Annotated in this window: 13 protein-coding genes; 9 read left to right on the top strand and 4 right to left on the bottom strand. The window is 64.4% G+C overall.

Going from position 1 to position 15,032, the window contains the following annotated elements; translation table 11 throughout:
* Positions 1 to 123: 123 nt before the first annotated feature.
* The gene (gene kdsA, locus FCS99_RS01635) at positions 124 to 972 is read left to right on the top strand and encodes a 3-deoxy-8-phosphooctulonate synthase (protein WP_138509889.1); all 849 of its coding nucleotides are present in this window, start codon (positions 124 to 126) and stop codon (positions 970 to 972) included.
* 6 nt (positions 973 to 978) lie between these two features.
* On the opposite strand, the gene FCS99_RS01630 is transcribed toward kdsA, so the two are convergent.
* Complete coding sequence (locus FCS99_RS01630; RefSeq protein ID WP_138509887.1) at positions 979 to 2,181, bottom strand: DUF3089 domain-containing protein; 1,203 nt, start codon at positions 2,179 to 2,181, stop codon at positions 979 to 981.
* A 140-nt stretch (positions 2,182 to 2,321) separates the two neighbouring features.
* Between FCS99_RS01630 and FCS99_RS01625 the strand changes: the two genes are divergently transcribed.
* Positions 2,322 to 2,999, top strand: a complete 678-nt coding sequence (locus FCS99_RS01625; RefSeq protein WP_138509885.1) for a DUF502 domain-containing protein — start codon at positions 2,322 to 2,324, stop codon at positions 2,997 to 2,999.
* On the opposite strand, the gene recG is transcribed toward FCS99_RS01625, so the two are convergent.
* On the bottom strand, positions 2,991 to 5,075 hold the full coding sequence (recG, locus tag FCS99_RS01620) for an ATP-dependent DNA helicase RecG (protein WP_138509883.1): 2,085 nt from the start codon (positions 5,073 to 5,075) through the stop codon (positions 2,991 to 2,993). The two genes, FCS99_RS01625 and recG, sit on opposite strands and share 9 nt — an antisense overlap.
* Before the next feature lie 78 nt (positions 5,076 to 5,153).
* Here recG and FCS99_RS01615 point away from each other — a divergent pair, with 78 nt between their 5' ends.
* The 3 genes from FCS99_RS01615 (at position 5,154) to FCS99_RS01605 (ending at position 9,338) form a co-directional block, all read left to right on the top strand.
* On the top strand, positions 5,154 to 5,447 hold the full coding sequence (locus tag FCS99_RS01615) for an FAD assembly factor SdhE (RefSeq protein ID WP_138509881.1): 294 nt from the start codon (positions 5,154 to 5,156) through the stop codon (positions 5,445 to 5,447).
* Between the two features lie 19 nt (positions 5,448 to 5,466).
* The gene (gene mfd, locus FCS99_RS01610) at positions 5,467 to 8,967 is read left to right on the top strand and encodes a transcription-repair coupling factor (RefSeq protein WP_138509879.1); all 3,501 of its coding nucleotides are present in this window, start codon (positions 5,467 to 5,469) and stop codon (positions 8,965 to 8,967) included.
* A gap of 77 nt (positions 8,968 to 9,044) precedes the next feature.
* A complete protein-coding gene (locus FCS99_RS01605) occupies positions 9,045 to 9,338 on the top strand; it encodes a hypothetical protein (RefSeq protein WP_138509877.1) in 294 nt (97 codons plus the stop codon).
* On the opposite strand, the gene FCS99_RS01600 is transcribed toward FCS99_RS01605, so the two are convergent.
* Positions 9,339 to 10,655 (bottom strand): diguanylate cyclase domain-containing protein, encoded by a 1,317-nt coding sequence (locus FCS99_RS01600; protein WP_138509875.1) that lies wholly within the window; start codon positions 10,653 to 10,655, stop codon positions 9,339 to 9,341. It abuts the gene before it with no gap.
* Between the two features lie 93 nt (positions 10,656 to 10,748).
* On the opposite strand from FCS99_RS01600, the gene FCS99_RS01595 reads away from it, so the two are divergent.
* Positions 10,749 to 11,837 (top strand): CaiB/BaiF CoA transferase family protein, encoded by a 1,089-nt coding sequence (locus tag FCS99_RS01595; RefSeq protein ID WP_138509873.1) that lies wholly within the window; start codon positions 10,749 to 10,751, stop codon positions 11,835 to 11,837.
* Here the strand turns inward: FCS99_RS01595 and FCS99_RS01590 are convergent.
* Entirely contained in the window at positions 11,834 to 13,045 is a 1,212-nt protein-coding gene (locus FCS99_RS01590; protein WP_138509871.1) for a pentapeptide repeat-containing protein, read from the bottom strand. The two genes, FCS99_RS01595 and FCS99_RS01590, sit on opposite strands and share 4 nt — an antisense overlap.
* 333 nt (positions 13,046 to 13,378) lie before the next feature.
* On the opposite strand from FCS99_RS01590, the gene FCS99_RS01585 reads away from it, so the two are divergent.
* The 3 genes from FCS99_RS01585 (at position 13,379) to FCS99_RS01575 (ending at position 15,032) form a co-directional block, all read left to right on the top strand.
* Entirely contained in the window at positions 13,379 to 13,630 is a 252-nt protein-coding gene (locus tag FCS99_RS01585) for a hypothetical protein (protein ID WP_138509869.1), read from the top strand.
* A 77-nt stretch (positions 13,631 to 13,707) separates the two neighbouring features.
* A complete protein-coding gene (locus FCS99_RS01580; protein WP_138509867.1) occupies positions 13,708 to 14,175 on the top strand; it encodes a carboxymuconolactone decarboxylase family protein in 468 nt (155 codons plus the stop codon).
* Positions 14,175 to 15,032, top strand: a complete 858-nt coding sequence (locus FCS99_RS01575; protein ID WP_138509865.1) for a sigma-70 family RNA polymerase sigma factor — start codon at positions 14,175 to 14,177, stop codon at positions 15,030 to 15,032. Before FCS99_RS01580 ends, FCS99_RS01575 begins: the two co-directional genes overlap by 1 nt.

Raw genomic sequence — 15,032 nt, 5'->3', positions numbered from 1 at the left:
GCTTGATAAGGGTCTTGTCTGTCTACGACCCCGATCCGATATCGGATCAGACCAGACTGCGATCCCCGAAACAGGGGGGCGGGGCCCAGAAATCCTGACGCGCAGTCTTGAAGGAGAAGTGAAGTGAGCCAGCCCAATTCGACCATTTCCGTCCCGCGCCCCGGCCGCGACCCGATCCAGATCGGCAATGACAAGAAGCTGACCCTGATTGCCGGTCCGTGTCAGTTGGAAAGCCGCGAGCATGGTCTGGAAGTCTCCGCCCGGCTGAAGGAAATCGCCGACCGGCTGGATATCGGGCTGATCTACAAGACCTCCTATGACAAGGCCAACCGCACCTCGATCTCGAGCGCGCGGGGCATGGGTCTGGAAGCGTCCCTGCCGGTCTTCAATGAAATCCGTGAAACCACCGGCCTGCCGGTGCTGACCGATGTGCACACCGCCGAACAGGCGACGATTGCCGCCGAGGCCGTCGATGTGATCCAGATTCCGGCCTTCCTGTGCCGCCAGACCGATCTGCTGATCGCGGCCGCCAAGACGGGCAAGGTGATCAATGTGAAAAAGGGCCAGTTCCTGGCGCCCTGGGACATGAAGAATGTCCTCGCCAAGGTCACCGAGGCTGGCAATCCCAATGTCATGGCCTGCGAACGCGGTGTCAGCTTCGGCTACAACACGCTGGTCTCCGACATGCGCTCTTTGCCAATCATGGCGAGCTTCGGCGCACCGGTCGTTTTCGATGCCACCCACTCGGTGCAGCAGCCGGGCGGTCAGGGGGCAACCTCAGGCGGTCAGCGCGAATTCGTACCGACCCTGGCACGCGCGGCAGTCGCAATCGGCGTGGCCGCTGTCTTCATGGAAACCCACCCGGATCCGGACAATGCACCGTCGGATGGTCCGAACATGGTGCCGCTGGACCAGTTCGAAGCCCTGGTCTCGCGCTTGCTGGAATTCGACCAGCTCGCCAAGGGCTACTGATCCGGATCAGTATTCGCGCTGGTCGGGGATCGGAACCACCGGCGAATCCTCCACCTCTTCCACCGTCTGCAGGGGCGGCGCCCAGCGTCGCTCTTCCTGCAATATGGTGATCAGGTTGAGACTGCGGCGCGCCGCATCCAGGCGTAAATCCTCATAGAAGAGATTGAAGGGCGGCACCCGATATTCCTCGGCCAACCGCCGACCGTGCTGCAAAGCCTGCGCGGTGGGCGGTTCTATGAAGAGCAGCCCGTCGGCACATTGCGCGCCGGTTTGCCCCGAGAGGGGCGCCGGCGTGGCATCCGGCGGCAGACCTTCCGCCGCGACCGCCCCGCGATGCAGGCGGGCGGACGCGTATTCATCCGTCCGCGCGCCCAGGATCGGGTTCACGCACAGCAGGCCGCGTCCGTCGACAAAACCCAGCGTTTCCGGCGCCGTCCAGGTCATCATGCGCTCGGTCAGAATGCGGATGCGCTGGTCATCGCTCGGCCGGACATAGGAATAGGCCATCACGCAACGTACATCGTCCTGGGTTTCGCACGGCGGGATGCTGGCGAGCGGGCCGGTGAACAGATCCAGCGGTACCGGGGTTTCCAGCACATAGGCGGCAATCAGACGCTCCCGAAGGTCTTCGGACACGGCCACCCGGTCCATCAACAGGCCCAGAACATGGAAACCGCCCTGGCCAATCCCGGAGAGCAGGATCGGACGGTCCTCGCCGATCTGCTCGAGAAAGGCATCAAAAGCCGCGAGCACATCGCGATAGGCGAACTCCCGGGCCAGCAGGCTGTCCTCGCGATTATTCATCAGCGTGTAGAGAGAGGCCTGGCGGTAGCGCGGCGCGAACAAAACTCCGGAATTGGCGAAGGGCGCGGCATAATTGGGCAGGGCGGACTGCTCCACCGCCTCGACCGCACTGGCCTTGTCCATCTCGCCCACCCAGTTGGAGCCGCCGGAATAGGTCGTGGGGTGCACGAAGAAGACGGCGGGCTCGTCCTCGGCCGTGAAGTCACCGCGTACATACCAGCCCGCGGCGCTCGCATAATCGGCGCCGGGTGGCGGCGTATAGGTCTGGAAAGGCTCACCGGGATCCTGGAAAGTCTGGAAAATCTGGTCCCGCAACAGCCAGCTCGCCACCAGGATCAGGCCCAGCAGAATGCCGGCGCCCGTCAGGATCATCCATCGGGCCAGGGTTACGGGACTCGCACGCATGAGAATCTCTCTCTTCCGGTCTTCGGCGTGATGGCAGACTTGCGCGCGATTGGCGGCACCGCAACCATCACGTATTGTGATCCCGCCTGGGGGGAATCAATCCGTTCGCGCTTTGCGCCTTGTTGTTGGATGGGAATGCCATGTTTCGCTGGCTTCGCAATAGTTTCCTGACCGGGATCGTGATCGTCACGCCGCTGGGCGTGACCTTCTATCTCATCGTGACATTCGTGAACTTCGTCGACAATGTCGTCAAACCGCTGATCCCGGCCCGCTACAATCCGGAAAACTACCTGCCGGGGGATTTCACCATCCCCGGTCTGGGCGTGTTGATCGCGGTCCTGCTCCTGACCTTGCTGGGTGCGCTGGCGGCGAATATTTTCGGGCGCAGCATTATCGGCCTGGGCGAGCGCATTCTCGCGGGTGTGCCACTGGTGCGGAACATCTATGGCGCCATCAAGCAGATCGTCGAGACCGTGTTCTCCGGCAAGAGCAATTCCTTCAAGGAAGTCGTGCTGATCGAATATCCCATGAAGGGCACCTGGGTGGTGGCCTTCGTCTCGGCGAACGGCAATGCGGAACTGCGCAAGAATATCTCCGAGGATGTGATCGGCCTCTTCGTGCCGACAACACCCAACCCGACCTCCGGCTTCCTGCTCTACACGCCGCGCTCCAACACGGTACCGATCGACATGTCGGTGGAAGAGGCGGCCAAGCTGATCATTTCCTTCGGCATGGTTTCTCCGGACAAGCTGCCGGAGGATGTGCAGGCGGATCTGCCGCCGCGCGTCACCGACCCCGATACCGGCCCGCTAACCTGATTTGAGCAGACGCACGCCCTGGTCCTGTTCAAACAGGTAGAGCAGGACCCGCAACGCTTCGCTGCGTTCACCGGTCAGTTCCGGATCCCGGTTCACGTCCAGACGGGCCTGGTCATTGGCAATGGCGATCAGGTCGCCATGGATTTCCATGTCCGCCAGCTTGAAGTCCGGCAGACCGCTCTGGCGCAGGCCGAGCGGATCCCCGGCGCCGCGCAGGCGCCAGTCCTCCTCGGCGATCCGGAACCCGTCATCAGTCTCCCGCATCATTTCCAGCCGCGCCCGGGCGGTCTCGCCGAGCGGCCCTTTGTAGAGCAGGAGGCAGGAAGAGGGCTTGTCGCCCCGGCCGACCCGTCCACGCAGCTGGTGAAGCTGGGCCAGGCCGAAGCGTTCGGCATGCTCGATGATCATCACCGTGGCATCCGGCGCATCCACACCGACCTCGATCACCGTGGTGGCGACCAGGACGTCCATCTTGCCGGCCCGGAAATCGGTCGCGACGGCTTCTTTCTCCGCCGGCTTCATGCGGCCGTGCAGCAGTCCGACCCGGTCCTCGCCCAGCTGGGCCTTGAGATGGCGCCAGCGATCCTCGGCGGCGGACAGTTCGGACATCTCCGATTCTTCCACCAGCGGGCAGACCCAATAGACCCGGTCACCCCGATCGATGGCCCGCCTTACCCCGTCCACGACTTCGTCGAGGCGCTCCATATTGATCAGCCGGGTTTCCGGCGGGATCCGTCCGGCCGGCTTTTCATCCAGGCGTGACACGTCCAGATCGCCATAGACGGAGAGGGAGAGGGTGCGGGGGATCGGCGTGGCCGTCATGACCAGCGTATCCGGACGCTTGCCCTTGGCCGTGAGGCGCATCCGGTCGGACACGCCAAAACGGTGCTGCTCGTCGATCACGACGAGGCCCAGACCGGCAAACTCGATCCCCTCCTGGAAGAGGGCGTGGGTGCCGCAGATCACATCCACGGTGCCGCCCGCCATGCGCTCGAGGAGATCAGCGCGGGCCTTCCCCTTGTCCCGGCCCGTCAGGGCGATGACGGATAAACCTGCCGGTTCCAGCAGTTGCGTCAGGGTCTTGGCGTGTTGCCTCGCCAGGATTTCCGTCGGCGCCATGATCGCGGTCTGCATGCCCGCCTCGGCGGCCTGCGCCGCGGCAAGGGCGGCGACAAAGGTTTTACCCGCCCCGACATCCCCGTGCAGGAGCCGGGTCATGTGGGTCGGGGCTTCCATGTCTGACTTGATCGCGTCGAAGGCGCGCAGCTGGGCCCCGGTCGGCGCGAAGGGGGCGGCCTCCAGCAGCGCTTTCACCTTCGATCCGTCACCCTTGAGCGGATAGCCGGCCTGGGCCTTGCGCCGGGAGCGCACCAGCTGCAGGGCCAGCTGACGGGCATAGACTTCATCAAAGGCCAGGCGTTCGCGCGCCGGCGTTTCCGGATCCAGATCGGCCGCCGATTCCGGCGCATGCAGCTGCCGGATCGCGGTCCGGAAGTCCGGCCATTCGCCACGCGCCCGGATATCTTCCGGCAACCATTCCGGCAGGGGCGGGCACAGGCTCACCGCGCCCTGGACAGCCTTGCGCATCGTCTTGGGCACAATCCCGGCCGTCAGCGGATAGACCGGTTCCAGAAGCGGGGTTTCCGCCGCTTCGTCCTCGGTCATCACGAGATCGGGATGCAGGATCTGGATTTCCGAGCCGTAGCGATCGCATTTTCCGGACACGATACGGACCTCGCCGACCGGCAATTGCTTCTTCAGATAGTCGGGCCGGCCATGGAAATAGACCAGGTGGAGAAAGCCGGTCCCGTCATACATGCGCACCTTGTAGGGCTGGCCCTGTCGACGGCCGGGAATGTGCTCCTCGACCTGGGCCTTCAGCGTGACGATCTCGTTCTCAGGCGCTTCCTCGACTGTGGTCCGGCGGGTCCGGTCGACCAGGCTGGTCGGCTTGTGGAACAGGACATCCTTCACCCGCGGACCGGTCAGCTTGGCCAGCAGAGTGGCCAGGCGCGGACCGATCCCGGGCAGGGCGGTCACATCCTGGAAAAGGGGAAAGAGAATCTCGGGACGCATCGTGAACGCACCTTAGCGACAAGTTCAGCCGCTGCCACCGGTCGACGGCGGGCCTCTGGCAGACTATATGCCCCGGTCATGAGTGAAAGCCCCGATATCCTCCGCAAAAAACTTCGCATCCGCGCCTGGCGTCGCGGCTTCAAGGAAGCCGATCTGATCCTGGGCCGGTTCTGCGATGACAATATTGACGGCATGTCCGCCGAGGAACTGACCCAGTTCGAGCAATTGCTCGATCAGCAGGACCAGGACCTCTATGGCTGGATCATCGGCCGTGAACCCACGCCGGAAGAATTTGACACCCCGATCATGGACCGGGTGAAAGCCTATCGCCCGCACCGGGACGCCGCCTACGGCGACGGGCCGAAGGGCTGAATGACGAGAGCAGGGCAGGATGGTCGATATTGAAATGATCGCCCGGGCCAAGGGGGCGGCTACGGTTTGTGGCGCTCCGGAAGGCCTGGATGCCCTGATCTTTGCCGACACGGCCCGCGCCCATGGCGGGCTCAATGTCTTCATCGCGCGGGATGATTCCCGGGCCGCGGCCTTCGTGTCCGCGCTGGAATTCTTCGCCGCCGACATTGAGGTCCTTCGTCTGCCGGCCTGGGACTGCCAGCCCTATGACCGGATTTCGCCGTCGCCGCGCGTGGCGGCCCGCCGGGCTGCGACCCTGGCCTGCCTGGCCTCGGGCGATGTGGCCTCGCCCTCCATCCTGGTCACGACCGTCAATGCGATGGCCCAGCGCTGTCCGCCGCAATCCGTACTGGCGCATGCCGGGATCTCGGTGCGTCCCGGCGCGACCGTGGATGTGGAAGCGCTGAAGCAGCATTTCTCGGTCAATGGTTATGCCCGTACCGCCACGGTCATGGAGCCGGGGGATTACGCGGTCCGCGGCGGTGTCGTCGATGTCTTCCCGCCGGGCGCGCCGGAACCGGTCCGCCTCGACTTCTTCGGGGACACGCTGGAATCCATTCGCGGTTTTGATCCGGAAACCCAGCGTTCCACCAAGCAGATGGACGGGATTGCCTTCACCCCGGTCAGCGAAGTCCTGCTGGACGAGGCGAGCGTGTCGCGCTTCCGCTCCGGCTTTGTGAAGGCCTTTGGCGCGGTTCATGACGACCCGATCTACGAACAGGTCAGCGCCGGGGCCCGTCCGGCCGGGGTGGAGCATTGGCTGCCGCTCTTCCACGACACGCTGGCCACACCCTTCGACTTCCTGCCGGCCGACGCCATGGTCGCGCTGGATCATCTCAGCGAGGACGCGCTGGATGAGCGGATCAGCCAGGTCACCGACTATTACGACTCGCGTATCGCCGCCGGCGAAGCCAAGCATGACAACGCCCTGTCGGCGCCGACCTATCGCGCCCTGAAGCCGGACGCGCTCTATTTCACGGAGACCGACTGGCAGGACGCGCTCAAGGAGCGTGTGGTCCGCCGTTATACGGCTTTCCAGGAACCCGGCCCGCAAACCATTGATGCCGGCGGCAAGCAGGGCAAGACCTTCTCCGCCGAGCGCGCCGCCCAGGATACGAATGTCTTCGATGCGGCAGCGTCCCATGTCCGTGCCCTGTCCAAGGACGGCAAGCGGGTCGTGCTGGCCTCCTGGTCCGGCGGGGCGTCGGAGCGCCTGGCGGCCGTCCTGGGCGATCACGGGATCAGCGGGATTGTCGCCTGCGAACACTGGCAGCAGGTCGCCGGTCTCAAGGCGGGGCAGGTGGCCCGGGTCATCCTGCCGCTGGAGCGTGGTTTCGAGACTGCCGACATGGCGGTCCTGTCGGAACAGGACATTCTCGGCGACCGTCTGGCGCGTCCGCGCCGCCGCCGGAAATCCGCGGATATCATTGTCGAGGCCGGCTCACTTTCCCCGGGTGATCTCGTCATCCATGCGGATCACGGCCTCGGCCGTTTCATCGGGCTGAAGACCCTGCCGGTCAGTGAAGCGCCGCACGACTGTATCGAGCTGGAATATGCCGGCGAGGCCAAGCTCTACCTGCCGGTGGAGAATATCGAGCTGTTGTCGCGCTATGGCGCGGAATCGGAAACGGCGCAGCTGGACAAGCTGGGCGGTGTGGCCTGGCAGGCGCGCAAGGCCAAGGCCAAGAAACGCCTGCGCGACATGGCCGACCAGCTCATCAAGATTGCGGCGGAGCGTCTGGCCCGCAAGGCCGATCCGATCGAACCCCAAAGCGGGATTTTCGACGAATTCTGCGCCGCCTTCCCCTATGCGGAAACCGATGACCAGCTGAATGCGGTCGAGGATGTGTTCGGGGACCTCGCCAAGGGCCGGCCGATGGACCGCCTGATCTGTGGCGATGTCGGGTTCGGCAAGACCGAAGTGGCACTGCGGGCGGCGTTTGTCGTGGCCATGAGCGGCCAGCAGGTCGCCGTGGTGGCCCCGACCACGCTGCTCGCCCGCCAGCACTTCAAGACCTTCCAGGAGCGTTTCCGCAACTGGCCGGTCAAGGTGCGCCAGCTCTCCCGCCTTGTCAGTTCCAAGGAAGCCAAGCTGACCCGGGACGAGCTCGCCGAGGGCAAAGCCGAGATTGTCATAGGAACCCACGCCCTGCTGGCCAAGACGGTGAAGTTCTCCGATCTCGGCCTGCTCATCGTCGATGAGGAGCAGCATTTCGGCGTGAAGCACAAGGAGCGGCTCAAGGAGATGCGCTCCGACGTGCACGTGCTGACGCTGACGGCGACGCCGATCCCGCGGACCCTGCAATTGTCCCTGACCGGTATCCGAGACCTCTCCATCATCGCGACGCCGCCGGTCGACCGACTGGCCGTGCGCACCTATGTGGCGCCCTTTGATCCGGTCTCGATCCGCGAAGCCCTGTTGCGCGAGAAATACCGGGGCGGACAGGCCTTCTTTGTGGTGCCGCGCATCTCCGATCTGGAGGACACGGCCGCCTTCCTGCGTGACAATGTTCCCGAGGTCAGCGTCATCGCCGCTCATGGCCAGATGGCACCGAGCCAGTTGGAAGACATCATGACCGCCTTCTATGAGGGCCGGTATGACGTGCTTCTGTCCACGACCATCGTGGAATCGGGGATCGATATTCCCACGGCCAATACGATTGTGGTTCATCGGGCCGACCGGTTCGGCCTGTCCCAGCTCTACCAGCTGCGCGGCCGGGTGGGGCGGTCCAAGACGCGCGCCTATGCCTATTTGACCACGCCCATGCGCCAGAAGATCACCGACAGCGCCGAAAAGCGCCTGAAAGTGATGCAATCACTCGACAGCCTGGGCGCCGGCTTCACGCTGGCCTCGCACGATCTGGACCTGCGCGGCGGCGGCAATCTGCTGGGCGAGGAACAATCCGGCCACATCAAGGATGTCGGTGTCGAGCTCTACCAGTCCATGCTGGAGGAGGCCGTGGCCTCCCTGCGCGGCGGGGGCGAGGAAGAGAGTGACGGGGATTGGTCGCCGCAGATCAATGCCGGCGGTGCCGTTCTCATTCCGGATCACTATGTCCCGGATCTCGATGTCCGCCTGCAGCTCTACCGCCGCCTGTCCTCACTGGACACGAAGACCGAGCGCGAAGCCTTTGCCGCCGAGCTGATCGACCGGTTCGGTCCGCTGCCGCAGGAAGTGGAAACCCTGATGCGCGTTGTCGCCGTGAAAGCGCTCTGCAAGCATGCCGGGGTCGAGAAAGTGGATGCCGGACCGAAGGGGGCCGTCATCAGTTTCCGCGGCGACAAATTCATCGACCCGCCGGGTCTGGTGGGCCATCTGCAGAAAAATCCGGCGCTCTGGAAAATCCGTCCCGACCACAAGATCGTGCTGCGTGCCGAATGGGATGCGCCGGAAGATCGCCTGCGTGCGGTCGAGCGGGCACTGTCCCCGCTGGCCGATATCGCCGTTCGGGCCCGCAAGGCGAATGAAGCCGAGGCCTGAGAACTCCCCGGTTCGGGGGATCGCGAGCCAACGCTGCCGCGACTAGCGTGATCCTCCATGACAAGGGGAGTGTCGTCGTGAAGGATTATCTGGAACCCGTCTTCATGCTGATGACCGGGCTGGGCTTCATGGTGTTTCTGTTCGCCATGCTGCAGGTCAGAGCCCATCTGAGCGGTCTGTCGGGCCTGTGCCTGAAGGCGGCCAGCCTGTGTCTTCCCGCCGCTCTCCTGGTGTTCAGCTGGGCGGGCAAGGAAAACACGCTCAACAAGGCCACCCCCTTCATCCTCGGCGGTGGCGGTGTCGTGTTTGCCGGACTGGTCCTGCTGTCGGCCGGGCTGGTGCTCATGGTCCGTGAGCGCCGCTCAGCCTGATCAGGCCTGGGCGGTGTAGAGGTTCGGACGGTCCAGGCCGCGAAGCGCGCGCTCGACCAAGGCTTCTGCGGTCTCACCCGGCCGCGGCTGGACCGGCGCAGCGCGCACGGTCAGGCGGAAGGGTTGCAGCGGGTCATCGCTCTCAAAGGCCGTGCACTCGGCGATCGCCGCCACACGGGCTGCGACACAGTCGATGCCGGGCGTGTCCGTATAAGGCAGGACGGCCAGGAAAGTGTCCTCGGAGAAGCGCGCGGCCGCATCTTCGGTGCGCAGGAGATGGCGCAGCATGGCGGCAAACTGGCGGCGGGCCTTCTCGGCTGAGACGGAATCCGGGGTCGCACGGCCTTCCGGCAGCATGACCTGGAGCGCAATCATCGCGAAATAGAGCTCGTCCCGGGCCGCGCCATTGAGCAGGTCCTGGATATGGGAGGTCAGGAAACCGGAATTGAACAGTCCGGTCTCGATCTCCAGCGAGCGCGGATCACGGCAGGCTTCCAGCGCATTCTTGGCGGCCCGGCGGCGGCGGCGTTCCTGGGTCAGCGTCAGGACCCGGTCGCGCAGCTCGGCATCATCCACCTTGGGCGGCAGGATGTCGGAGACCCCGCGTGCGAAGGCTTCCTCGATGGCCTGATTGTCCATCGCATCGGCCAGGAGAATGACCGGCGTATGGTAGAGGCGGGCATTGCGGCGCATGGCCGAGGAAATCGTAAAGGCGATATCCCGCTTGCCGACCGCGTTCAGCACAACCGCATCGAAGGGGCGCTCGTGCAGATAGTCGAAGGCCGAATAGGAGGAAAAGGCCGCCACGACTTCGGCATCCACACTGTCAAGTGCGTGCTTGAGCCCCATGAAGCGCGGCGTCGCTTCACCGACATAGAGAATGGCGGTGCTGGTATCGTTGCGCTCAACCATTTCACCGCGCTGACCGTAGAGCTTGGTGACCTCGGTGCGGCGCACGGCGACGTTTTCCATCACGCAAAGACGGAAGAGGGCGCGAATGCGGGCCGCGATCTGCACGGCCGGGGCCGGGTCACGCAGCCAGGCATCGACATGAGGATGCTCGACCAGGCCGGGCGGTCCGACCACGAGCACGGGATAATCTTCACCGGCAAAACGGGAAAAGGCGGCCAGACCGTCGCGAACATCATTGTCGCAATCGGCCAGCAAAATGGCGCCCGCCCAAGGGCGGTTGCGGCGGGACGGCGGTGTATCCGCCCGCACAATTCGGCAATTAAGCGCCAGGCGACCCAGTTGGTCCGCCAGACCGTCAACCCGTTCGGACAAGCCGAAAACGAGGACATCCAGCGTGCGTCCCATGCGTCCCCCTGCAGACTTGATTGCTGATGCCGTATTTCGCGAGTTTGTCACAAGTGCCACGCTTCTGGAACAGACGAATCAAAGGTTGGCGATATGAAACCCCAAGGTCCTCTAAAAGGCGTTAAAGTGCTGGAGTTTGTCGGATTGGGTCCGGCCCCCTTCTGCGCCATGATGCTGTCCGACATGGGCGCAGACGTGGTGCGGATTGATCGTCCGGGCGCCCATGGCGGCGGTTCCGGCGATATCATGGGCCGCGGACGACGCTCGATCGCCCTCAATCTGAAAGACGAGGACGAGTTGGCCCTGTGCCGCCAGCTGATCGCCAAGTCCGACATTCTGCTGGAAGGCTATCGCCCCGGCGTGATGGAACGTCTGGGCCTGGGGCCGGAGGTGGCGCTGAAGGAAAACCCCGCCCTGGTCTATGGGCGCATGACAGGTTGGGGCCAGTATGGCCCGCTCGCCCATGCGGCCGGGCATGATCTCAACTATATCTCGATCACCGGCGCGCTGGGCGCGATCGGCCCGAAAGAAAAACCGGCCATCCCGCTTAACCTGGTCGGCGATTTCGGCGGTGGCGCGATGTATCTGGGCTTTGGTGTACTCGCCGCCCTGACCCATGCCCGAACCACCGGTGAAGGCCAGGTGGTGGATGCTGCCATCGTCGATGGTGCGGTTTCCCTGATGGCCTCCCAGCACCAGCTCATCGCGGCCGGTCTGTGGAAGCCGGAACGCGAGGCCAATCTGCTCGACGGCGGCTGCCACTTCTATTCCGTCTATGAATGCGCGGACGGTGAACACATCTCCCTGGGTCCGCTGGAACTGGAATTCTACGCCCTGCTGTGCGAGAAAATCGGTGTCGATATGGGTGAGTACCCCAATGACTGGACGGGCAAGGGCTGGGAGGCCGGACAGGAACACTTTGCGGCCATCTTCAAGCAAAAGACCCGCGATGAATGGTGCGAGCTGCTGGAAGGCACGGATGCTTGTTTCGCGCCGGTCCTGACCTATGAGGAGAGCGCCGCCCATCCGCACATGGTCGAGCGCGGGACCTATCAGGACATGGACGGGTTCCGCCATCCCGCGCCGGCCCCGCGCTTTTCGCGCACTCCGGGCGCCATCCAGGGCCCGGCCCCCGTACCCGGTTCGGACCGCGACGAGATCCTGAAAAGCTGGGAGATCTAGCCGGTGAGGGCGGTGCGGGCCTGGTCGTCGGGCAGGTCCAATCCTGCCAGCCGGTCCGCCTCGATGCGGACATAACCCATTTGGCAGGCCTCGCGCCTTGCCGCTTCGATATTGCTCTGGCGCAGATCGGCAAAACGCAGATTGGCGCCGGTCAGATTGACCGGCAGGACCCGGTCGCCGGGCAGCGTCAGTGGTCCCAGATTGGCGCCGCGCAGATCACAATGCGTCATCAGCGTGTTGGACAGGTCGGAACCGCGCAGGTCTGCCTGGCGCAGGATGCAGCCACGCAGATCACTGCCGGAAAGGCGCGCCCCCTGAAGCTGGGCCCCCGTCAGGTCCAGTCCGGACAAATCCGACCCGGAGGCGCGCAAGGCCGTGAGGGCCATGCCCGCGGCTTGGCCGGCGCCCGTTAGGTCGAGGCCGGACAGGTCCACATCCGCGTCGCTGCGCCCGGCGACGCGTTTTTCGTGAGCGGCAAACAGGGCGTCTGCCGAGGGATCGGGGGGACGGGTTTCAGGCGGCGGCCGGCGTTCCGGGTCGGGGCCCGTCTGCCAGTCCCTCGTTTCCGCCATGTCGAGCCGGGCGCGGCTTTCATCCGATCCGCGCAGATCGGCCCCTTTCAGATTGGCGCTCGCCAGATCAGCTCCGGCCAGGCGGCATCCGCGAAGGCTGGCCGAAGACAGATCACTCCGATTGAAACGCGCGCCGGCCAGATTGGCATCGTCGAACACAGCCGCGCGGGCCTCGACCCCGGCGAGGCGGGCCCCTGACAAGGAGGCGCCTGCGAAATCAGCACCGTGCAGGTTCGTGGTTCGGCAGATCAATTGTCCGTCCGGTCCCGGCAGGGTCTGTTCGCGGAAGTCGGCGCCCTCGGCCCGACAGGCGATTGCCCGGCAAGCTTCCAGGTCGGCGCCGCGCAGGTCCGCACGCTCCAGCCCGCATCCGATCAGGGAGGCCCGGTTGAGTCTCGCACCAGTCAGACGGGCGCCGGCCAGATTGGCGCCGTCCAACCGGCAGGCGGAGAGATCGCAGCCCGTGAAATCGGCATCGCGCCAGTCTTGCCCGTTCAGATCCAGTCCGGACAAGTTGGCGCCAGCGAGTCTGGCGCGCTGCCCTCCGGCCTGACCGGCCAGAAAACGCACATGGCCCAGCTGGACCTGGTCCAGCCGGTCTTGCGTCCAGGGGCTAAGCGTCTGTGCGTTTGTCATTTACCTGCCGGAACCTATCCGATGTCAGCGATAGCCAAGCCGATTTGTCCTGACAAGCAAGCGCATCAAGCGGTAAAAATTTTCGCTCAGTTTTCTGTTCATGTCGGGTTCAGCGCGGGCCGCCTAGGGTCAATCCCGAGATCAGCGAACACCCTGTAGTCCCTCGCTCGTTGGCTGGTCTCGATATCGAATAGATAGCCCTGAGACGCCGGTCGCCCCCAACGACCGGCGTTTCTTATTGCGTGCGGCATTGGCCGATATGGGGGTGACAGGTTTTGTCCTGACCCTCTGGCATTCTCCCATCATCGAGACACACACGAGATGGAGAGCCCGATGGCGATCGCAATCAACGCATATGTCGAAGGGGCCGGTGGCGCCCTGCGCAACATGGTCCCGCACCGTTTCCGCGACGGTTTCTTCCGCATGCAACGTCCCGGCGACGTAATCGACTGCATCCATGTCGAGGATGAGCGCTCGATCTGCCGCTATCTGGCCAAGGGTTACCAGCTCGCCATGAGTGCCGCCGACGGCCACTCCATGCCGTCCTGGCAAAACTCCGACCAGGTCCGCATCGCCGTCCGCTGATCTTTTTCAGCGCACATGTCACAAAGGGGCCGGCTGTCGCGTCATGACTAGCGTCACATTGAAAAAGGACGACGTTCATGACTGCCAAACTCGATCCCTTCGCCTCGGAAGGTGAACTGATGCGAAGCTGGACCCGCCTGTCCTTGCAGGTGTCCGAAAGCCTGGGCTCACCGCTCGCCGAGCTCGTCGAGATCCGGGCTTCCCAGCTCAATGGTTGCGCCAATTGCCTGAACATGCACACCGCCGCGGCCCGCGCCAAGGGTGAGACAGAACAGCGCATCAACCTGGTCTCGGCCTGGTGGGATGCGCCGTGCTACACCGAACGCGAGCAGGCAGCCTTGGCCTGGACAGATGCGATGACGCGGCTTTCCCACCATCCCGAGCATGATACGGCCTATGCCCGACTGAAGGCGCATTATTCCGAAGCCGAGCGCGTGCAACTCACCTTGATGATCAACATGATCAATGGCTGGAACCGGATCGCTGTCGGCTTCGGCATCTTCATGGAGGATCCCACGAGCGTGCCGGCGGATGCGGTCGCCTGATGGCACGGCCTGTCGACAGCGACGCAGCGGCGGCTTTCGAGCCGCTGCGTCCGGGCCTGACTCGGGTGGCCTATCGCATGCTGGGTTCGGTCGCGGATGCCGAAGACATCATCCAGGACGCCTTCCTGCGCTGGCTGCGCACCGACCGGGATTCCGTACGCGAGCCCGCAGCCTTTCTGCGACGCACGGTCACGCGGCTCTGCCTGGACCAGCTCAAATCGGCCCGCCGCAGACGCGAGACCTATATCGGTCCCTGGCTGCCCGAGCCGGTGTTCGATCCGGAACCGGTTGACGATGTCACCCTGCCGCTGATGCTGGCGCTGGAGCGGCTGTCTCCGCTCGAACGCGCGGCCTTCCTGCTGCATGACGTGTTTGGCCAGGATTATGACGAGATTGCGCGCACGCTGGATCGCGAGGCTACTGCCTGCCGGCAGTTGGCCGCCCGAGCCCGGCGCCATGTACGTGAGGCCCGGCCGCGCTATCAGCTCGATCAGGAGCAGGGCATGGCGCTCGCCGATGCCTTCTTCCAGGCCTCCCGCCAGGGGGATCTGACCGCTTTGGGCCGGCTCCTTGCCGACGATGTCAGTGTGCATTCCGATGGCGGCGGCAAACGGCCGGCCGCCTTGCGCGTCATCGCGGGCGTCAACGCCGTGATGGATCTGTTCCAAAGGCTCTTGGCGCGTCACGGGCCGCAAGCGTCTCAGCGTCTGCTGTCGGGCTATATCAACGGGTTGCCCGGCTTTGTGACGCAAGAGCCGGATGGCGAACTGCAGACCACCGCGCTCGACATCGAAAACGGGCGCATCACCGCCATCTATGTCATGCGCAATCCGGACAAGCTGCGGCATTTGCATTGA

This window comes from Maricaulis alexandrii, from assembly GCF_005871165.1.
In the GTDB taxonomy this organism is placed as follows: domain Bacteria; phylum Pseudomonadota; class Alphaproteobacteria; order Caulobacterales; family Maricaulaceae; genus Maricaulis; species Maricaulis alexandrii.
The sequence above is the reverse complement of the archived record's forward strand: the minus strand, read 5'-3'. Positions and strand labels throughout refer to the sequence as shown.